This window comes from Georgenia sunbinii (assembly GCF_036421875.1).
Taxonomy (GTDB): domain Bacteria; phylum Actinomycetota; class Actinomycetes; order Actinomycetales; family Actinomycetaceae; genus Georgenia_B; species Georgenia_B sunbinii.
The window spans coordinates 289065-307584 of record NZ_JAZGOL010000003.1; the positions used below are offsets into that span (position 1 = coordinate 289065).

General features: G+C 72.3%; 17 protein-coding genes, 3 tRNA genes and 1 pseudogene. 12 read left to right on the plus strand and 9 right to left on the minus strand.

Annotation, left to right across the window (positions count from 1 at the left end; genetic code table 11):
- Nucleotides 1-87: 87 nt before the first annotated feature.
- Nucleotides 88-1584 carry a GTPase gene (locus tag V2J52_RS09160; RefSeq protein WP_331227382.1) on the minus strand — a complete coding sequence of 499 codons (1497 nt, stop codon included), beginning with the start codon at nt 1582-1584 and terminating at the stop codon, nt 88-90.
- Complete coding sequence (locus V2J52_RS09165) at nt 1581-3215, minus strand: GTPase domain-containing protein (RefSeq protein WP_331227383.1); 1635 nt, start codon at nt 3213-3215, stop codon at nt 1581-1583. Before V2J52_RS09165 ends, V2J52_RS09160 begins: the two co-directional genes overlap by 4 nt.
- 112 nt (nt 3216-3327) lie before the next feature.
- Here V2J52_RS09165 and V2J52_RS09170 point away from each other — a divergent pair, with 112 nt between their 5' ends.
- Both V2J52_RS09170 and V2J52_RS09175 read left to right on the plus strand, forming a co-directional pair.
- Nucleotides 3328-3897: a DapH/DapD/GlmU-related protein gene (locus tag V2J52_RS09170; protein WP_331227761.1), complete on the plus strand. Its 570-nt coding sequence runs from the start codon at nt 3328-3330 to the stop codon at nt 3895-3897.
- 46 nt (nt 3898-3943) lie between these two features.
- Nucleotides 3944-4019: transfer RNA gene (locus V2J52_RS09175), tRNA-Arg, on the plus strand.
- Nucleotides 4020-4024: 5 nt separating this feature from the next.
- On the opposite strand, the gene V2J52_RS09180 is transcribed toward V2J52_RS09175, so the two are convergent.
- Entirely contained in the window at nt 4025-5164 is a 1140-nt protein-coding gene (locus V2J52_RS09180) for a N(5)-(carboxyethyl)ornithine synthase (protein ID WP_331227384.1), read from the minus strand.
- Nucleotides 5165-5240: 76 nt separating this feature from the next.
- Between V2J52_RS09180 and V2J52_RS09185 the strand changes: the two are divergent.
- Nucleotides 5241-6362: pseudogene (locus tag V2J52_RS09185) on the plus strand (MFS transporter); the annotation flags it as partial.
- A 276-nt stretch (nt 6363-6638) separates the two neighbouring features.
- On the opposite strand, the gene V2J52_RS09190 reads toward V2J52_RS09185, so the two are convergent.
- A complete protein-coding gene (locus V2J52_RS09190; RefSeq protein WP_331227762.1) occupies nt 6639-6983 on the minus strand; it encodes a fluoride efflux transporter FluC in 345 nt (114 codons plus the stop codon).
- A complete protein-coding gene (locus V2J52_RS09195) occupies nt 6980-7384 on the minus strand; it encodes a fluoride efflux transporter FluC (protein ID WP_331227385.1) in 405 nt (134 codons plus the stop codon). Before V2J52_RS09195 ends, V2J52_RS09190 begins: the two co-directional genes overlap by 4 nt.
- A gap of 70 nt (nt 7385-7454) precedes the next feature.
- Here V2J52_RS09195 and V2J52_RS09200 point away from each other — a divergent pair, with 70 nt between their 5' ends.
- From V2J52_RS09200 to V2J52_RS09220, 5 genes are all read left to right on the plus strand, one after another.
- Nucleotides 7455-8099 (plus strand): TetR/AcrR family transcriptional regulator, encoded by a 645-nt coding sequence (locus V2J52_RS09200; protein WP_331227386.1) that lies wholly within the window; start codon nt 7455-7457, stop codon nt 8097-8099.
- Nucleotides 8096-9013 carry an ABC transporter ATP-binding protein gene (locus V2J52_RS09205; protein WP_331227387.1) on the plus strand — a complete coding sequence of 306 codons (918 nt, stop codon included), beginning with the start codon at nt 8096-8098 and terminating at the stop codon, nt 9011-9013. Before V2J52_RS09200 ends, V2J52_RS09205 begins: the two co-directional genes overlap by 4 nt.
- Complete coding sequence (locus tag V2J52_RS09210; RefSeq protein WP_331227388.1) at nt 9010-10662, plus strand: ABC transporter permease; 1653 nt, start codon at nt 9010-9012, stop codon at nt 10660-10662. The genes V2J52_RS09205 and V2J52_RS09210 overlap by 4 nt, the downstream gene beginning before the upstream one ends.
- A 74-nt stretch (nt 10663-10736) precedes the next feature.
- Nucleotides 10737-11462, plus strand: coding sequence for an oligoribonuclease (orn, locus tag V2J52_RS09215; protein WP_331227389.1), 726 nt, complete (start codon nt 10737-10739; stop codon nt 11460-11462).
- Nucleotides 11463-11525: 63 nt separating this feature from the next.
- A tRNA-His gene (locus V2J52_RS09220) sits at nt 11526-11601 on the plus strand.
- 84 nt (nt 11602-11685) lie between these two features.
- On the opposite strand, the gene V2J52_RS09225 is transcribed toward V2J52_RS09220, so the two are convergent.
- Both V2J52_RS09225 and V2J52_RS09230 read right to left on the minus strand, forming a co-directional pair.
- Nucleotides 11686-12510: an ABC transporter permease gene (locus V2J52_RS09225; protein ID WP_331227390.1), complete on the minus strand. Its 825-nt coding sequence runs from the start codon at nt 12508-12510 to the stop codon at nt 11686-11688.
- Nucleotides 12507-13463, minus strand: a complete 957-nt coding sequence (locus tag V2J52_RS09230; protein ID WP_331227391.1) for an ATP-binding cassette domain-containing protein — start codon at nt 13461-13463, stop codon at nt 12507-12509. The genes V2J52_RS09225 and V2J52_RS09230 overlap by 4 nt, the downstream gene beginning before the upstream one ends.
- A gap of 90 nt (nt 13464-13553) precedes the next feature.
- Here V2J52_RS09230 and V2J52_RS09235 point away from each other — a divergent pair, with 90 nt between their 5' ends.
- From V2J52_RS09235 to V2J52_RS09245, 3 genes are all read left to right on the plus strand, one after another.
- Nucleotides 13554-14291: a TetR/AcrR family transcriptional regulator gene (locus tag V2J52_RS09235; protein ID WP_331227392.1), complete on the plus strand. Its 738-nt coding sequence runs from the start codon at nt 13554-13556 to the stop codon at nt 14289-14291.
- A gap of 159 nt (nt 14292-14450) precedes the next feature.
- Nucleotides 14451-15983 carry an HNH endonuclease gene (locus V2J52_RS09240; protein WP_331227393.1) on the plus strand — a complete coding sequence of 511 codons (1533 nt, stop codon included), beginning with the start codon at nt 14451-14453 and terminating at the stop codon, nt 15981-15983.
- Between the two features lie 58 nt (nt 15984-16041).
- On the plus strand, nt 16042-16575 hold the full coding sequence (locus tag V2J52_RS09245; RefSeq protein ID WP_331227394.1) for a DUF488 domain-containing protein: 534 nt from the start codon (nt 16042-16044) through the stop codon (nt 16573-16575).
- Between the two features lie 19 nt (nt 16576-16594).
- On the opposite strand, the gene V2J52_RS09250 is transcribed toward V2J52_RS09245, so the two are convergent.
- Nucleotides 16595-17230: a PepSY domain-containing protein gene (locus tag V2J52_RS09250; RefSeq protein ID WP_331227395.1), complete on the minus strand. Its 636-nt coding sequence runs from the start codon at nt 17228-17230 to the stop codon at nt 16595-16597.
- A 125-nt stretch (nt 17231-17355) separates the two neighbouring features.
- Nucleotides 17356-18270, minus strand: coding sequence for an ATP-grasp domain-containing protein (locus V2J52_RS09255; RefSeq protein ID WP_331227396.1), 915 nt, complete (start codon nt 18268-18270; stop codon nt 17356-17358).
- Nucleotides 18271-18396: 126 nt separating this feature from the next.
- Between V2J52_RS09255 and V2J52_RS09260 the strand changes: the two genes are divergently transcribed.
- Nucleotides 18397-18469 (plus strand) — tRNA-Lys (locus V2J52_RS09260).
- The last annotated feature ends 51 nt before the right edge of the window (nt 18470-18520 follow it).

Here is an 18520-nt window from a genome sequence, read left to right on the forward strand (position 1 = left end):
AACGGTGCCGCGCGGCGGTGACCTCCCGCCGAGCGGGTGGGCCCGGCGGTGGACGGCGGAGCTGCGGGGCGGCGCTGTGGAGGAACGTCAGCCGAGGGCGCGGCGCAGCCGCCGGTGCCGGTCGAGCACCGCGGTGGTGGGCGCGGCGAGGTCGCGCCGTACCACCTGGTCGAGCGCCTCGTCGACGCTGCGCTCGTACCCGTCGGCCAGCTCGGCGGCGCGCGCCCGGCGCTGGGCGCGGGAGGCGAGCACGAGCACGACGCCGGCCACGCCCGCAGCTGCGCCGGCGGCCAGCAGCAGGGTCGTCGGCCAGCTCAGCGACGCCAGCAGGCCGACGGCGCCGAGGACGACGGCGACCAGGCCGAGGACACCGAGCACCAGGCCGCCGACGTGCGCGGCGAGCGCGCCCGGCTGCTTGATGACCGGCAGCGTCACCTGGCCGGCGGCGTCGGCGACATGCTCCCGGAGCTGCTCGGCACTCTCGGTCTCCCGCTCGACGGCGGTGCGCCACCGCTGCGGCAGGCCGGTGGTCGCGGTGGTCAGCCAGCCGGACCGGACCGCCTCGACTGCGGCCGGGGTGGGTGGCTGGGGGCGGGCGAGCGCCGCGCCCCGCAGGCGCGCGGCGCCCACCCGGATCGAGTCGGCGACGGCGTCGCGGCCGCTGGCGCGGCTGAGCTCGTCGGTCGCGGTGCGCACGGCGGCCGCGCCGACGGCGGGCTCCTCGGTGCCGACCGCGACCCGCAGCCGCGCGGACAGCGCGTCGACCTCGGCCTCGGCGGTGCGGGCAGCCGTCGAGCGGCGGGCGACGGCCCGGGCGAGGACCTCGCGGACGTCGCCGATGCCTTCGTGGGTGCGGGCGGAGGTGGTGAGGACCTCGACGTCGGCGAGCCCGCCCTCGCGCAGGAGGTCGCGGACCGAGTCGCGCACCCGCGGGACGGCGTCGGCCGGGATGGTGTCGACCTGGTTGACGAGCACGAGCATGGCGTCCTGCCGGCCGGCGAGGCCGCGCAGGTAGCGGGCGTGCAGCGCGTTGTCGGCGTACTTCTGCGGGTCGACAACCCAGATGAGGATGTCCACGAGCGGCAGCAGCCGGTCGACCTGCTCGGAGTGCGCCTCGGCGACGGAGTCGTGGTCGGGCATGTCGAGCAGCACGAGGCCGTGCAGGGACCGCTCGTCGTCGGCGTCGAGGGCGCTCTCCCGGCCGATCCGGCGGTGCTCGGCGACGCCGAGGAAGTCGAGCAGCTCGGTGGCCTCGGCGCCCCAGACGCAGGCGGCCGCCCGGTCGGTCGTCGGTCGGATGGCGCCGACGTCGGCGAAGCTCAGCCCGGAGATGGCGTTGAACAGCGAGGACTTGCCCGAGCCGGTGCCCCCGACGAGGGCGACGACGGTGCGGTCCACCCCGAGGCGCAGCCGGTCCTCGACCTTCGCGAGGTCCTCGAGGGACTGCCGGACGAGGGCGGGGTCGACGTCGCCGCCGTCGGCGCGCAGTGCGTCGCCGAGGATCGACACCCGTTCAGCGAGCCGCGCCTCCTGCCCGGTGGGGGTCGCGGCGTGGGCGCCGGGCCGGCGCTGGTCGTCGGTCATCGGTGTCCCTTCAGCTCGCTGGCCCGCAGCCGCAGGCCGGCGCCGGCCTCGCTGCGCAGCCCGAGCGCGTCGAGCCGGGTGAGGTAGGGCCGGGCCTCGGCCCGGACGGTGGCGGCGACGGTCTCCTCGAGGTCGGCGGTGACGCGCGGCAGCGGTGCCCCCTCCGGCAGCAGGGACCGGGCCGCGCGCGCTGCGCCGTCGAGACCGGCGGCCGCCGCCTGGAGCAGTGCGCTGAGGCCGGGGACGTCGATCACCTTGGCGAGGTACGGCGGACCGGCGAGCGCCGCCATCTCGGCGAGCTCGTCGGTGCGCGCGGCCCAGCCCGCGACGGCGGCGGCGACGCGCTCGTCGCGGGTGGCCCCGCCGTCGTCGTCGGCGAGAAGGGGGCCGGCGCCACGGCCGGGCTCGGACCAGACATCGCGGACGGCGGAGTCGGCCGCCACGCAGGCGTCACGCAGCAGCGCGACGAGGGCGCCGCGGGTCTCGGTGCCGATCGCGGCGGCGGCCTCGCTGCGGGCGCGCAGGCCGGCGCCGCGCCAGCCCCGGCGGACCCGGCTGAGGTCGCCGGTGAGCGGGGCGAGCGCTCCCCCGGTGCTGGCCGCCGCGAGCCAGCGCGTGGTGGGCGCACCGTGGGAGGCGACGCCGGCGCGCAGCCGGGTGGTGAGGTCGTCCGCGGTCGCGGTGACGGCGCGGTCGGCGGCGGCGCGCAGGCCGCCGGCGGCCATCGCCTGGGCCGAGATGCCGTCAGCGAGCCGGAGCAGCTCGTCGCGCAGGCCGCCCCACACCCCCTGGGTGGTGCGCCGGACGATGCCGCGGGAGGTGTTGCGCCCGCCGAGCAGCGCCAGCCAGCCCTGGAGCTCGGCGATGCTCGCGGCGGGCAGCGGGCCGTCGTGCGGCCCGACGTCGCGGATGACGAACAGCGGGGCGGAGCCCAGGCCGAGGCCGGTCATCCGGCGCATGAGGTCGGCGCGCACCTCGGAGAGGACGTCCCGGGGCACCCGGTTGAGGACGACGGCGATGGTGATGCCGCGCTCCTGCGCCTGGGCGAGCACCCGCCACGGGATGGCGTCGCCGTAGCGGGACGCGGTGGTGACGAAGACCCAGAGGTCGGCGGTCTCGAGGAGCAGGTTGCCCAGGGCGCGGTTGCCCTCGACGACGGAGTCGAGGTCCGGCGCGTCGAGCAGCGCCAGCCCGCTGGGCACGCCGTCGTCCTCGACGACGCCGGCGAGCTCGGTGATCGGGTGGTCGGCGACGAGCCAGGCGTCCGCGGGGGTGACGGCGAGCACCGGGCGGCGGGTGGTGGGCCGGATGACGCCGGCGGCGGTGACCTCCCGGCCGATGACCGAGTTGACCAGGGTGGACTTCCCGGCGCCGGTGGAACCGCCGAGGACGACGACGGCGGGGCCCGCCTCGCGTCGCAGGCGCGGCAGCAGGTGGGCGCCGATCTGGGTCTGCACCCGCTCGCGAAGCTCGCGCAGCTCCTCGGCCCCGGCGAGGTCGAGCGGGAAACCGGCCTCGGCGACGTCGTCGTGAAGGTCGGTGACGACGTCGAGGATGGGTGACCGGCCACGCACGTGACGATGGCGTGCCGCGGCCCCGTCACGCGGGAGCGAGGAGGAGTCGGCGGTCACTGCACCAGCCTGCCCGGTCCGGGCGCCACCGCCAAGCCTCCGCGCCGGTGACGGGGCGCCTGAAGCCGTAGGCTGGGGCGAACAACGCCGGCAAGGAGAGTTGAGGGGCACCGTGGAGCTCGACGATCTTCTCCAGGCGCTGAACACCGGGCAGACCATCACCGGTGACTCACCGCTGCACGAGGTCATGCACCGCGTCAGCCAGGACGCCCTGCGCATCACCGGCGAGCTCAACGGCGGGTACCAGGAGCCGGCGCGGGTGCGGGAGCTGCTCAGCCGGCTGACCGGCCGGCCGGTCGACGAGTCGGTGACGGTGTTCCCGCCGTTCTACTCCGACTTCGGCAAGAACATCACCCTCGGCAAGCGGGTCTTCATCAACTCTGGGTGCCGGTTCCAGGACCAGGGCGGTGTGGTCATCGGCGACGACTGCCTCATCGGGCACAACACGGTGCTGGCGACGCTCAACCACGACCTTGCCCCGTCCCGCCGCGCGGACATGCACCCGGCGCCCATCGTCCTCGGACGCAACGTGTGGCTCGGCGCGAACGTCACCGTGCTGCCTGGCGTGACGATCGGTGACAACGCCGTCGTGGCTGCCGCGTCCGTGGTCACCAAGGACGTCCCGGCGAACGCGGTCGTCGTCGGCTCGCCGGCACGCGTGGTGCGAACACTGACGACCTGAACACCCCAGGTCACGCTACGGTTGTTCCCGGCCCGGGAGGGCCGCCGCCCCCGTAGCTCAACGGATAGAGCAACGGCCTTCTAATCCGTAGGTTGCAGGTTCGAGTCCTGCCGGGGGCACCACCACGTCATCGGTGCGGATACACCGCCGCCCGCCCCTGGAACTCCAGGATCGCGGGGTTCTTGATCACGCCGTCGCGGATCTCGATGGCGTGGTCGATGGTCGCGTCCTGCGCCCAGGCAGCCGGCCCCGCCATGACCGTCGCGAGGAACGGCAGCATCGCGGCGCTGTTCTCCCAGCTGGCGGAGTTCCAGAGGTAGGACGGGCTGTGGTCCACCGCGTAGTAGTGGACGCCGTGGTCGAGCTGGATGATCGGCTCGGCGAACGTCGTCGGGCGTGCCCACGAGAACCCCATGCCCTCGTCGCACGAGACGTCGACGATGAGGCTCCCGGGGTGGAACCGCGGCAGGTCGTCCTCGTGCAGGTAGAGCAGCGGGGCGTTGGGGTCCTGCAGCGTGCAGTTGACCACGAGGTCGCTCTCGGCGAGGAACGGCACCAGCGGCACTCGGCCGTCCTCGGTGATGACCTCGCTGAGGTAGGGCCCTTCCTCGTGGTCGAACCGGACCATGTCCACCGAGTGGATCGGGGAGGCGACGGCGGCGACCTCACGGGTGGTCAGCACCCGGATCGCGGAGATGCCGTGGGCGGTCAGCGCGGTGATCGCACCCCGCGCGGTGGCGCCGAAGCCGATGACGGTCGCGGTGAGCCGCCTGCCGTAGTTGCCGGTCGTGCCCATCAGCTGGAGGGAGTGCAGCACCGAGCAGTAGCCGGCCAGCTCATTGTTGGCATGGAAGACGTGCAGCTTGAACGAGCCGTCGGCGCCCCAGTGGTTCATCGCCTCGAACGCGATGACCGTCAGCCGCTTGTCCACGGCCAGCTGGGTGAGCGTGCGGTCCTGCACGCAGTGCGGCCAGCCCCACAGCACCTGACCGTCGCGCATCGCCCGCACGTCCTCGTGCTGCGGCTTGGGCAGGACGACGACGTCGGCGGCCTCGATCACCTCGGCCCGGCTCCCGACGCGAGCCACGGATCTTGCCAGCTCGGCGTCCGAGACGCCGAAGGCGGCTCCGTACCCCTCTTCGATGAGGATGTGCCGCCGCATCTCGGCAGGGATCCGGTCGAGGTGCCCGGGATGCAGAGGCACCCGGCGCTCGTCCGGCTTCGTCGAGGTACCGATGATTCCGAGCGTGAGCACGTGTCGTCCCATCCTGGACGCCGCGGTGGCTCCCTGGCTCCCGACGATAGAGCATCGCGTCACACCAGCGAACACGACCGCAGCTGCGATGAGACAATTGGTCGCTGTGACGTCACCCTTCTCCCGCGGCTACCAGTGGGCCCGGCGATCGGCCTGGCTGGTGTGGCTGATCGGGGCGGGCGTCTACTTCCTCGGGATGGTCCACCGGGCGTCCCTGGGGGTGGCCGGGCCCGACGCCATCGACCGGCTGCAGATCTCCGCGACCGAGCTCGGGTCGTTCGTCATGGTCCAGCTCGGCGTGTACGCCCTCATGCAGGTGCCCGCGGGCCTGGCGATCGACCGGTGGGGTCCGCGCCGGATCCTCGTCCTCGCCACCCTGACGATGGGCACCGCGCAGGTGCTCTTCGGGTTCGCCACCAGCTACCCGGTGGCCCTCGGCGCCCGCGCGCTGCTCGGCATGGGCGACGCCGCGGTGTTCATCGCCGTGCTGCGGCTGGCGTCCGGCTGGTTCCCGCGCCACCGCTACGCGGTGCTGACGATGGCCACCGGCCTGCTGGGGATGGCGGGCAACCTGCTGGCCACCGTGCCGCTCGTCGTCGTCCTCGACGCGGTCGGCTGGACGCGCACCTTCGTCATCAGCGGGCTCGCGTCGATCGTCTACACCGTGCTGCTGCTGCGGCCGGCGGTCGCCGCCCCCTACCGCAGCCCTGGCCTGCCGGCCTCGCAACCGGCGCCGCAGCGGCTTCCGGTGCTCGCCGAGGTCCGCGCGACGCTGTCGCTGCGAGAGACCCAGCTCGGCTTCTGGACCCACCAGGCCACGATGGCCGGACCCACCGTCATCTCCCTTGTCTGGGGCTTCCCGTTCCTCACCGAGGGGCTGGGCTACACCAGCGGAGCGGCCGCTTCCCAGCTGTCGCTGTACGTCATCGCCACGCTGTGCGCGAGCTTCGTCGTCGGGCCGGTCGCCGGTCGCCGGCCGGGCTGGCGGATGCCGATGGCGATCGGCATCTCGGTGTCCGTCGTCCTCGCGGTGCTCGCGCTCGTCGCCTGGCCCGGCGGGGTACCGCCGACCGGCGTGGTCTCCGCGGCGATGATCGTCCTCGCGGTCGGCGGCCCCGGTTCGCAGATCGGTTTCCACATCGCCCGGGACTACAACGCCCCCTCGCGGGTCTCGACCGCTACCGGCGTGGTCAACAGCGGCGGGTTCAGCGCCGCGATGGTGGCGGCGATCGTCGTCGGCATCGTGCTGGACGTCCGCTCCGGCGGCGCCACGCCCACGCTGCTCGACTACCGCTGGGCGATGTCGTCGATCGCCGTCATCTCCGGGCTGTCGACGGTGGCGATGATCGTCACCCTGCTCTCGGTGCGCGGCGGTGTGCTCCGCCGGATGGTGCGGCGCGAGGACGTCGTCGTCCCGGTCTACCCGCGCTGGTGGGACCAGACCTACGCCCGGATGGTGCGTGTCGACCAGTCCGAGGCCGCCGAGCTAGCCGGCGAGCCACAGCCCGAGGGCCGCGGCGCCCAGCCCGAGCACGAGCATCCCGACGGCGTGCCCCACCGCGGCCGGCCGCCGCTCGTCCCGGACCAGCCGGACGGCATCGAGGCTCGCGGCGCTGAACGTGGTGTACCCGCCGAGCAGCCCGGTGCCGAGCACGGCGCCGAGCTCGCCGGCGCCGAACCAGCCGACCACCAGACCCAGCACGAACGACCCGGTGACGTTGACGACGGGGACCCCGAGCCGCCCGCGCCCGCAACGGGTGACCAGTCCGTCGACGAGGAACCGCAGGACCGCGCCGACGCCGCCGCCCACCGCGACGAGGACGGCGATCACGCGTCGCCTCCTGCGGGGGCCACCGGACCGCCCAGCCGGTAGCCGGCGGCCGCGGCGACGATCCCGGCCGCCACGCTGAGGGTCCCGTAGCCCAGCCCGGTCAGCGCGGAGCCGTCGCGCAGCAGCAGCACGACCTCGACGGCGAAGGTGCTGTAGGTGGTCAGCCCGCCGAGCGCGCCGGTCCCCGCGAGCAGCCACAGCCGCTCCCGGCCGGTGCTGCCCCACCGGCCGGCCGCGAGCGAGGTGAGCAGCAGGCCGAGCAGGAACGAGCCGAGGACGTTGACGGCGAAGGTCGGCCACGGCCAGCCGCCCGCCGCCGGTGCGAAGGTCTCGCCGGCCCACGCGCGCACCGCGGTGCCCAGCGTGCCGCCCGCGAGCACCAGCAGGAGCTTTGTCGTCACGCTGCCGGAGCCTACTCGCCACTGACCTGGGTCTTGCCACCTGACTGAACGACCGTTTAGTATGCTGTGCATGCGATCAGCCGATGACCTCCACGCCAAGGCGAGGATCCGCAATGCCGCCGTGGCACGGTTCGGCGCCGACGGCTTCGACGCCGGGCTGCGGACCGTCGCGGCCGACGCCGGGGTGAGCCCGGCGCTGGTCCTCCACCACTTCGGCTCCAAGGCCGGGCTCCGGGAGGCCTGCGACACCTACGTGCTCCAGGTCATCCACGAGGGCAAGGTCGACGTCGTCGGGCCGGGCGGGCCGGAGCACATGCTCGCCCAGCTCGCGGCGACCGAGGAGTACGCGCCGGTCGCGGCCTACGCCGTCGCCAGCCTCGCCGCCGGCGGCCACCTCGCACACGCGCTGGTCGAGCAGATCACGGCCTCGACCATCGAGTACCTCGAGCTCGGCGTCGCGGCCGGCACGATCCGGCCCAGCGCCGACGCCGCCGCCCGCGCCCGTTACCTCGCACTGTCCGCCCTGGGGCTCATGCTCACCACCTACCGGCTGCGCGCTGAGGAGGCACGCCCCGTCGACATCACGGCCCTGTTCGACGAGGTCACCACGCTCACGGTCGCCCCCGCCCTCGAGCTGTTCACCCAGGGCCTGTTCACCGACTCCCGATTCCTCGACACCTACCGGGCCAGCCCCACAGGAGGAGATCACTCATGACACCGACGATCGAGGTCCGCGACCTCGTCAAGACCTTCGGCGCCACCCGCGCTCTCGACGGCGTCGACCTCACCGTCGAGCAGGGCGAGGTGCACGGCTTCCTCGGACCGAACGGTGCCGGGAAGTCGACGACCATCCGGGTGCTGCTCGGCCTGCTGCGAGCGGACTCCGGCCGTGCCACGGTGCTCGGCGGCAACCCGTGGCGCGACGCCGTCGAGCTCCACCGCCGGCTGGCCTACGTCCCTGGCGACGTCTCGCTGTGGCCCAACCTCACCGGCGGGGAGACGATCGACCTGTTCGCCCGGCTGCGCGGTGGCTTCGACCAGCGCCGCCGTGACGAGCTCGTCGAGCGCTTCGACCTCGACCCGACGAAGAAGGGCCGCACCTACTCCAAGGGGAACCGGCAGAAGGTCGCGATCGTCGCCGCGCTCGCCTCCGACGTCGAGCTCCTCGTCCTCGACGAACCCACCGCGGGCCTCGACCCGCTCATGGAGACGATCTTCGCCGAGGCGATCGTCGAGGAGCGCGACAAAGGCCGTACCGTGCTGCTCTCGAGCCACACGCTGGCGCAGGTGGAGAAGCTCTGCGAGCAGATCTCGATCATCCGCCAGGGCGTCATCGTCGAGTCCGGCTCGCTGTCGGCGATGCGTCACCTGACCCGCATCACCGTCGTCACCCAGACCGAGCGCCCGGCCCGTCTGACGGACGTGCCGGGCGTCCACGACGTCGTCGACGACGGCGACAACCAGCTCCGCCTCGACGTCGACTCCGAGCATCTCGACGGCGTCGTCGGGGCTCTCCACGCGGCGGGGATCCGGTCGCTCGTCTCGCACCCCGCGACGCTCGAGCAGCTGTTCATGCGCCACTACGGCGAGGACCTCGCCCAGCTCGAGGGCACCCGGAGCGCCTCATGAGCACCGCCACCACCACCGCTCCGCAAACGCACCGGGCGCCCCAGCGTGCCGGCGCCCTCACCGGGCTCGGCACGTTGCTGCGCTTCAACCTGCGCCGCGACCGGGTCCGGCTCCCGGTGTGGATCCTCGGCACCGTGCTCGCCACGGTGTCCACCGCCGTCAGCTACGAGTCGATCTACCCGACCGCGGCAGACCGGGCCGCCGCGCTGCTGACCATCAACAACCCGGGCACCACGGCCCTCATCGGCGCCGTGTACGGCGACGGCGACTACACCTACGGCATCATGGTCGGCCACCAGCTGGTGGCGCTCATCTCGGTCCTCGCCGCCCTCATGAGCATCTTCACCCTCGTGCGCCACACCCGGCTGGAGGAGGAGACCGGCCGGGCCGAGCTGGTGCGGGCCTCGGTGGTCGGCCGGCACGCGGGCACCGTGGCCGCCGTGACCGTCGTCGTCGGCGCGAACGTCGTGCTGGCGCTGCTGCTCGCCGTCGGGCTCGGCTCGCTGGGGATCGACACCGTCACCTGGGAGGGCTCGCTGCTGTTCGGGGCGGCCATCGGGGCCGTCGGCCTGGTCTTCGCCGGGGTCGCAGCAGTGAGCGTCCAGCTGACCGAGAACGCCCGGACGGCGTCGAGCATCGCCGGGCTCACGCTCGCCGCGGCCTACGTGCTGCGTGCGATCGGCGACGTCGGCGAGGGCTGGATCTCGTGGCTGTCCCCGATCGGCTGGTCCCAGGCCACCGAGACGTACGACAGCAACAGCTGGGCGCCGCTCGGGATCTCGCTGGCGGCCGCGGTGCTGCTCCTCGGCGTCGCCGTGCCGCTGAGCCGGCGACGCGACGTCGGTGCCGGTCTCTTCGGCACGCGGCCCGGGCCCGCGAGCGCCGGCGGGCTCCTCGGCAGCCCGCTCGGGCTGGCGGTGCGGCTGCTGCGCGGCACCGTCATCGGCTGGGGCCTGGCACTGTTCCTCTTCGGCATCATGTACGGCCCGGTCCTCTCCGAGGCGGACACCTTCCTCGAGGACCTGCCGATCATGGCCGAGTTCCTGCCGGACATCGGCGACGCCACCGGCGCCGAGCTGTTCGGGGCGACCGTCCTGGCCGTAGCGGCGATCCTCGCCGCCGTCCCCGCGGTGCAGATCGCGCTGCGGCTGCGCGCCGAGGAGACGGCCGGCCGCGCCGGTCCGCTGCTGGCGACGCCGGTCTCCCGGGTGCGCTGGGTGGGCGCTTACCTCACAGTCGCCGTCGTGGGTGGCGCCGTCGTCCTGCTCGCCCTGGGCCTGGGGATGGGGCTCGGCGCCGGGTGGTCGTTGTCCGACATGAGCTGGGTCGGTGCCGCCGTCGGCGCGGCCCTCTCCTACCTGCCGGCCACCGCCGTGCTCGTCGGCGTCGCGGCCCTGCTGTTCGGGGTCGCGCCCCGCGCGGCCGGGTGGGCGTGGGCGCCGCTGGGGTTCGCCGTCGTCGTCATGTACTTCGGTGGGTTGCTCGACTTCCCGCAGTGGCTCATCGACGTCTCCCCCTACGCCCACGTGCCGCAGCAGCCGGCAGCAGCCTTCGACCTCGCGCCGCTGCTGTGGCTGACCGGGATCGCGGCGGTCCTCGTCGCGGCGGGGCTGGCAGGCGTCCGACGCCGGGACGTCCTCGACGCCTGAGAGGTGATGCTCCGGATCACCCGCCGGAAGCGTTGCCGGTCCGCCGTGTCAGCAGGTATGCCTACTCTGGGAGGGTGAAGAAGAACGCGCTGCGGGACCCCATCGTCTGGATCGACTGCGAGATGACGGGCCTCGACCTCGTCAACGACGCCCTCATCGAGGTGGCGGTGGTGATCACCGACTCCCAGCTCCGCCCCGTCGACGCGGGGATCGACGTCGTCATCGCACCGCCCGAGGGTGCGGTAGAGCAGATGGGCGACGTCGTGCGGGAGATGCACACGACGTCGGGCCTGCTCGTCGAGCTGCCGTCGGGGCTGACGATGGCCGAGGCCCAGGAGCAGGTCCTTACCTATATTCGTCGGTGGGTGCCGGAGCAGCGCAAGGCGCCACTGGCGGGCAACTCGGTGGGGACCGACCGGTCGTTCCTCGCCCGGGACATGCCCGAGCTCGTCGAGCACCTGCACTACCGGATCATCGACGTGTCCTCGATCAAGGAGCTCGCCCGGCGCTGGTACCCGCGCGCCTACTTCAACTCCCCTGCCAAGAACGGCGGGCACCGCGCATTGGCAGACATCCTCGAGAGCATCGACGAGCTGCGGTACTACCGCGCGGCGCTGTGGCCCGAGGGCGACGGCCCGGACTCCCCCACGGTCAAGGCGGTGGCGGCCGAGATCGCCACCCAGCCGACGGCCTCGATCATCGCCGGCCTGGTCGACGACGTCGCCCCCGGCCCGCGACGCGCCACGGTGAGCACAGGTGAGACGCATGCCACGCCGCCAGCCCCCGAGGCTGGGCTCTGACCACCTCCAGGAGCGGCTACACTAGACAATTGCTGCGCCGCCCCGGTGGGACGGCCAGGCATGGTGGGTGTAGCTCAGTTGGTAGAGCGCCGCGTTGTGGTCGCGGATGTCGCGGGTTCAAGTCCCGTCACTCACCCCATGCGAACGAGGCCCGAACGCCGACCAGCTCGGTGTTCGGGCCTCGTTCTCTTTCTGGGCGTTCCGAGCTCGCCGCCGACCGCACCTACTTGCTGAGGTTGCGGAACTGTCGCACGGCCAGCGGGACGAAGACGGCCATGATGACGACCGGCCAGAGGAGCGCGCCGGCGAGCGCGTGGCCGTCGATCCAGTAGCTCGCGTCCCCGGTGCCAGCGCCAGGGGTCGCGAAGAGCTCGCGGATCGCGCTCGCCGTCGAGGACACCGGGTTCCATGCCGCGACGGCGCCGAGCCAGTCCGGCATCATCTCCGGGGGCGTGAACACCGAGGAGATGAATCCCAGCGGGAAGGCGACGGCGAACAGGGAACCGGCCACCTCTGTGTTCTTGATCCGCAGGCCGAGGTAGATGCCCACGAAGATCAGCGCGAGCCGCAGCCACAGCAGGAGGAGGAAGGCGAACAGCGACTCCCCCAGGCTCCCGCCCGCGCGCCAGCCGATCACCAGCGCCAGCCCGGCGATGACCGCCAGGTCGATGGCCGCCTGGATGATGTCGGCGACCCCGCGCCCGGTCACCACTGCTGACGGGGACATCGGCATCGACCGGAATCGGTCCATGAACCCCTTCTCCTTGTTCAGCGTGACGGTGAAGGCGGTGTTCATGAAGCCGAAGGCCATGATCATCGCGAACATCCCGGGCATGGCGTAGTCGACGTAGCCCTCACCGGCACCCTGCCCGGTGACATCCATGGCCGAACCGAAGACGTAGACGAACATCAGCACCATGACCACCGGCATGCCGAGCTGCCAGGCGAAGGTGGAGGGCTGACGCACCAGGTGGGTGAACTCCTGCACGACGATCGTCCAGCAGTCCTTCACCGCCCAGGTGAGTCGGTAGGCGGCGGTGGCACTCATCGGATGGCCTCCTTGGCGGTCTGGGTGGTCAGCTGGAGGAACGCCTCGTCGAGGGTGGGGCGGCGTAGCCCGATGTCGTCGACCTCCAGGCCGAGCCGGCTGATCTCGGCCGCCACCGCGGTGAGGGCGCGGACGCCGTCGGGGACCGGCACGCTGATCCTGCCGTCAGCGACCACCACGTCGACGTCGACCGCCCAGCCCACGACCTCGGCAACCCGGGCCAGGGTGCCCGGATCGGCGACGGCGACCTCGAGCCGCTCGTCACCGATCCGCCGCTTGAGCCCGGCCGGGGTGTCCTCGATGAAGTTCCGGCCCTCGTCGATGACGCTGATCCGGTCGCAGAGCTTGTCGGCCTCGTCAAGGTAGTGGGTGGTCAGCAGCACCGTGGTGCCCTGCGCAGCGAGCTCACGCACCGTCTGCCACACCTCGCGCCGGCCGGCGGGGTCCAGGCCGGTGGTCGGCTCGTCGAGGAAGAGCACCTGCGGGGCGAGGATCATGCTGGCGGCGAGGTCGAGCCGGCGCCGCATCCCGCCCGAGAAGGTCTTGGGCGAACGCCCTGCGGCGTCCCGCAGTCCGAAGAGCTCCAGCAGCTCGTCGGCACGACGGCGGGCGGCCGCCCTGTCCAGCCGGAAGAGCCTGCCGAAGATGGTGAGGTTCTGCCGGGCGCTGAGGAGGTCGTCGACGGCGGTCTGCTGGCCGACCAGGCCGATGCTCGCGCGCACGTCTCGCGGCTGGGTGCGGACGTCGTGACCGGCGACCGACGCCTCGCCGGAGTCGGCTCGGGTGAGCGTGGCCAGGATCCGGACCGTCGTCGTCTTCCCTGCTCCGTTGGGGCCGAGCAGGCCGTGGACGGAGCCTCGCGGGACCGCGAGATCGACGCCGTCGAGCGCGAGCTTCGGCCCGTACCGCTTGGTAAGGCCGCTGGTGCGGACCGCGATCTGTGAGGGGTGCATGGCAGCTCCCAGGGTTCTGAGTACATTGCACGCAGCACGTTAGCGTACGCTGTCCGCAGAACGCAACGCCTTTTCTGCCAAGGGATCGAGATGTCCGACGAGAACCCGCTCGCCCGCAGCCATCAGCTGCTCTGGGAGGGGCTGCCCGCGACGACGAAGGGGCCCAAGCCCACGCTCACGCTCGAGCAGATCGTCAGTGCGGGCATCGAGATCGCCGACACGGAGGGCATCGACGCACTCTCGATGCGCAGGCTGGCCACGACGCTCGGAATGGGCACGATGTCCCTGTACCGCTACATCCCCAGCAAGACCGAGCTGCTCAACCTCATGCTCGACCACGTCAGCGGCACCCAGCTCGGCCGCATCGACCACGACGGCGGCTGGCGCGACACCTTGACCACCGCCGCGCGGCGGGGCCGGGAGCTGTACCTGCGCCACCGGTGGTTGCTCCAGGTCAACTGGGCACGGCCGGTGCTGGGCCCGGGCAGCGTCGCGCAGATGGAGGAGAACATGTCCGGGCTGACCGACCTGCCATTCAGCGACCAGCAGACGATGATGGTGGTCTCCCTGCTGGACGCCTACGTCACCGGCTCGGTCCGGGAGGAGATCCTCTACGACAACGCCGCCGTGGAGAGCGGCATGACCGAGGACGCGTTCTGGAACAACCAGCTGCCCATGCTGGTCCGGGCCATGGAGTCGGGAAAGTACCCGACCATGGCCTCGCTGGACGAGGACGTCTTCAGCGCCGACTGGGCGGAGACGTTCGAGCTGGGGCTGCGCTTCCTGCTCGACGGGATCGAGTGCGAGGTCGCCCGCCGTCGCGCGTGAGACGGAGACAACCTGACGGCGGCCATCGTCGGTCGGTCCGGCGCACCCGCGGCCGGCGCGAACCGCGTGATTGCAATGGTTCTCGGTCGATGTCAGTGGGCTCGTCTACGGTGAAGACAGGCCCGAAGAAGGGTCGGCACAGCGCGGGAGGTGATCCAGGTGACCGTCATCGAGGACCGTCGCGCGGACACGCTGGTCACGGCCCAGGACGAGGCAGAGATGGCGTGGCTGGAGGCCATGGGCGACCTCGAGGAGCTGTTCGCCGGTCCCTGCCCCACCCCCGAGGAGCTCGCCGAGCTGCGAGAGCTGGAGATGGCTGCCCTGGGCCCCCAGCGGGTGGACCTGGTGAGCGTCGCCGCCTCGCTGCAGCAGACGCTCGCCGGGGTCGCGCTGGACCCGACCGGCGTCGTGACCGGTCTGACCGAGGCCGAGCACCTCGACGTGGTTCGTGCCCTGGAGGACGTCAAGGCCGCCACCGCCGCCGCCCAAGCGGTGCTCGTCACCAGTTTCGAGCGGGTCCGACGTGACCGGGAGAAGGACGAGGGCGTGCGCGCTGCGCGCCGGGGCAAGGGCGTCAGCGCCGAGATCGCACTCGCCCGGCGGCTGTCCCCGCACCGGGCCGGCCGCGAGCTCGCCCTGGCCAGGAAGATCGTCGCGGGCATGCCCCGCACCCTGGCAGCGATGCGCACCGGCGCACTCAGCGAACGGCGCGCCGGACTCCTCGCGGCCGAGACCGAGGCAATGGACGCCACCGAGCGGACCACCCTCGACGAGCAGGTGTGCACCGACCCGGCACGATTCGCCACCTGGGGCGACAAACGACTGACCGCCGAGGCCCGGCGCGCGGCCTACGAGCTCTCCCCCGACGCCGCAGCCGAGCGCACCACCAAGGCCGCCAAGGACCGGCGGGTAACACTGCGCCCAGCAGCCCACGGCATGGCCTACCTCAGCGCGCTACTGCCCGCCGCCCAAGCACTGACCTGCCACTCCACCCTCACCAGGGCCGCCGACTCCGCCATCGCCACCGGCGACCCCCGCGGCCGGGGCCAGCTCATGGCCGACACCCTGATCGGGTACGTCACCGGCCAGTTCGACAGCCCCGCCGTACCAGTCCAGGTCCAGCTCGTGATGACCGACCACGCCCTGCTCAACGACAGCAACGACCCCGCCGTGCTACCGGGCTACGGCACCGTCCCCGCCCCATGGGCCCGCGACCTCATCGCCCGCGCACTGGCCACCGACCGGCCCACCGGCGTCTGGCTCCGCCAGCTCTTCACCCACCCCACCACCGGCCAGCTCGTCGCGATGACCTCGCGCGCACGCACCGCACCCGCAGGCCTAGCCACCTTCATCACCCTGCGCGACGGCGCCACCTGCCGCACCGCCTGGTGCGACGCCCCGGTCCGACACATCGACCACGTCGTACCCCACGCCCGCGGCGGCCCCACCACCGCCCCCAACCTGCAAGGACTCTGCGAACGCTGCAACTACATCAAAGAACTCCCCGGCTGGCAGGCCAGACTCGACGGCGCCCTCGGCCGCCTCCCCGGCACCGCCCCACCAACACCCCACCCCATCGGAGCCACCGGAGCCATCGGCACCGGATCCTCAGGCACCTGGCCCGCAGTGATCACCACCACCCCCACCGCCACCAGCTACACCACCCGACCACCACCAACCACCGGCCAGTAAGGCGCCAGGCGCCGCAGGACGACCTGCGGCGCCCCGCTCCCCACCACACAATGACCCCATGCCACTACTGACCGTCGGGCACGGCACGCTCGACCGACCCGCCCTCACCAGCCTGCTCACCGGCTTCGCCGTCGACCACATCGTCGACGTCCGGCGATTCCCCGGCAGCCGCCGCAACCCGGACGTCAAGCGAGAGGCACTGGCCGACTGGCTGCCGGCAGCCGGGATCTCCTACCGGTGGGAGCAGCGGCTCGGCGGACGGCGTCACCTGCGCAAGGCCGAGGATGCCGCCTCACCCGACACCTGGTGGCGGGTCGACGCCTTCCGCGCCTACGCCGGGTACACCCGCAGCGACGAGTTCGGCGAGGGCCTGGCCGACCTGCTCGCCGAAGTGTCGCAGGCCCGGGTCGCCGTGATGTGCTCGGAGACGGTCTGGTGGCGGTGCCACCGCCGTCTCATCGCCGACGTCGCGACTCTGACGGTCGGCGTCCCGGTCCACCACCTCATGCCCGACGGCTCCGAGCGACCGCACGAACCCTCCGCCGGCGCGCGGCTGGCCGGCGACGTCGTGGTCTGGGACGGCTCCGACTGACCGTCAGCGCCGCGGACCGTCAGCGGTCGACGTGCAGCACCTCGCCCGAGGTCACCGCCACGTAGACGTCGACGTCGTCACCGTCGGTGCGGTCGATGGAGACCTCCCAGGCGAAATCGCCGTGCTCCTCGTCGAGGCTCGCGTCGTCGAAGCGGCCGGGCACCTCGGTGAGCGCCGTCGCGATCGCCTCGGCGAGGCCGACCGTCGCCGCGTCGAGGGCGGCAACCTCGTCGTCGTCCGCCGAGCCGTCGGCGCGCGAGTCGAGCACTTCGGTGCCGTCGGCCGAGACGATGACGTCGATCTCGTCGCGGTCCACTGCCACGGAGATCTCCCACCTGCCGTCGTCCTCGCGGTCGATCTCGAAGGCGGTGCCGCCCGCGTCCGACTCGGCGAGGCTGATGGCGGCCGCGACCTCAGCGGCCTGGGCGTCCTCGGCACCATCAGTGCCGCCAGTCTCGTCGGCACTCGCGGTCGTCTCGCTCGGCGACGCGGTGTCGTCGGCAGCGGGCGTGGACTCCTGCGACGTGCCGCCAGTGATGGCCGGCGACGCCTCTGAGCCGTCGTCGTCGCTGTCGCCGCAGCTGGCGAGCGGCACTGCCAGCGCGAGAGCCGCGGTGGCGGTGAGGACGGACCGGGTGCGCATGTGCTTCTTCATGCCTCAACCATCTCGCGCCAAGGCGCCGTGAGCACGCCAGAATGCCGATTGTGGGAGCACTCTCATGCGTGCCTCAGCAGGCTCTCACCCGCGAGCGGCCCGGCGCTCCGCGGCAGCCGGCTTCCTCACCAGAACGCGCGCGACGCGATGGCGTCGGCGAAGTTCTCCAGGGCGCCCGGCACGGTCCCGAGGAACAGCGCGGCATCGACGAGCGAGACCTCCATGACGACCGGCCCGTCGTCGTTGCCCTCGACGATGTCGATCCGGCTGTAGAGCAGCTGCGCGTCGCGGCCCAGCCGCGACTTGATGTGCCCGTGGATCGCGGCGCGCGCGTTCTCCCCGAGCTTGAGCTCGGCCTCGGTCGCCTGCCGGGCGACGGCGACCTCCTCGGCGACGGCGTCCGGGGCGGCGAGCGGCCCCAACAGCATGGCCTGCTTCTCCACCGCGTGGGACAGCACGCCGTTGAAGTAGATGAGCGCGGTCTCGCCGCGCTTGTCCACCGACTTCACGTACCGCTGCACCATCACCGACCGGCCGTCCTGGAGAAGGCCATAGGCGTGCTGGATCGCGTTCATCCGCGAGACGGCGTCGCGCGCCGTGTACCGCCCGGTGTCACGCGAGCCCGACGACACCGCGGGCTTGACCACGAAGTCGCCCTGGGAGGGGAAGCGGGTGTGGACCTGGTGCTTGCTGAAGCCTCGGTCCGGCTCGAGCCACATCGTGTCGATGGTCGGCATGCCGCGCCGCCCGAGCTCCTGGAGGTAGTGCTTGTCGGTGTTCCAGTCCACGACGTCCGCGCTGTTGAGCAGCTTGCGGATGCCCTTCGCCCACGCGACGAAGTCGTCCCGGCGCGAGGCGTAGTTGTGCACCGACCGGATGACGACGACGCCGGCGTCGCTCCAGTCGACCGACTCGTCGTCCCATGAGACGACCTGCGGGTCGATCCCACGCTCGGCGAGAGCGTCGGGCAATCCCTCTTCACCGAGGTCCAGCGCGGGGCTGTCGGAGGAGTTGACTAACGTGACACGTGGCTTGGGCACCACCCCAACTTATCCGACCCCGGCAGCACTCGTGCCCAGGCTCGACCGGCGCGGTGATCCTCATCACGAGGGGCCTCCTCGGTTACAGCGCGCCGAATCTCGGTGGTAGTGTCTTGCACTGTTCATGCGCCACTAGCTCAAGTGGTAGAGCAACTGACTCTTAATCAGTGGGTTCAAGGTTCGAGTCCTTGGTGGCGCACAACAAGACGAGGCCGCATCCGATCCGGGTGCGGCCTTCGTCGTTCCCGCA

Bases quoted from the DNA above. Each gene is read 5' to 3' on its own strand.
- V2J52_RS09250 (WP_331227395.1), bottom strand. From the start codon at position 17,230: ATGAAGAAGCACATGCGCACCCGGTCCGTCCTCACCGCCACCGCGGCT.
- V2J52_RS09210 (WP_331227388.1), top strand. From the start codon at position 9,010: ATGAGCACCGCCACCACCACCGCTCCGCAAACGCACCGGGCGCCCCAG.
- V2J52_RS09160 (WP_331227382.1), bottom strand. From the start codon at position 1,584: ATGACCGACGACCAGCGCCGGCCCGGCGCCCACGCCGCGACCCCCACC.
- V2J52_RS09245 (WP_331227394.1), top strand. From the start codon at position 16,042: ATGCCACTACTGACCGTCGGGCACGGCACGCTCGACCGACCCGCCCTC.
- V2J52_RS09235 (WP_331227392.1), top strand. From the start codon at position 13,554: ATGTCCGACGAGAACCCGCTCGCCCGCAGCCATCAGCTGCTCTGGGAG.
- V2J52_RS09205 (WP_331227387.1), top strand. From the start codon at position 8,096: ATGACACCGACGATCGAGGTCCGCGACCTCGTCAAGACCTTCGGCGCC.
- V2J52_RS09225 (WP_331227390.1), bottom strand. From the start codon at position 12,510: ATGAGTGCCACCGCCGCCTACCGACTCACCTGGGCGGTGAAGGACTGC.
- V2J52_RS09200 (WP_331227386.1), top strand. From the start codon at position 7,455: ATGCGATCAGCCGATGACCTCCACGCCAAGGCGAGGATCCGCAATGCC.
- V2J52_RS09180 (WP_331227384.1), bottom strand. From the start codon at position 5,164: ATGGGACGACACGTGCTCACGCTCGGAATCATCGGTACCTCGACGAAG.
- V2J52_RS09230 (WP_331227391.1), bottom strand. From the start codon at position 13,463: ATGCACCCCTCACAGATCGCGGTCCGCACCAGCGGCCTTACCAAGCGG.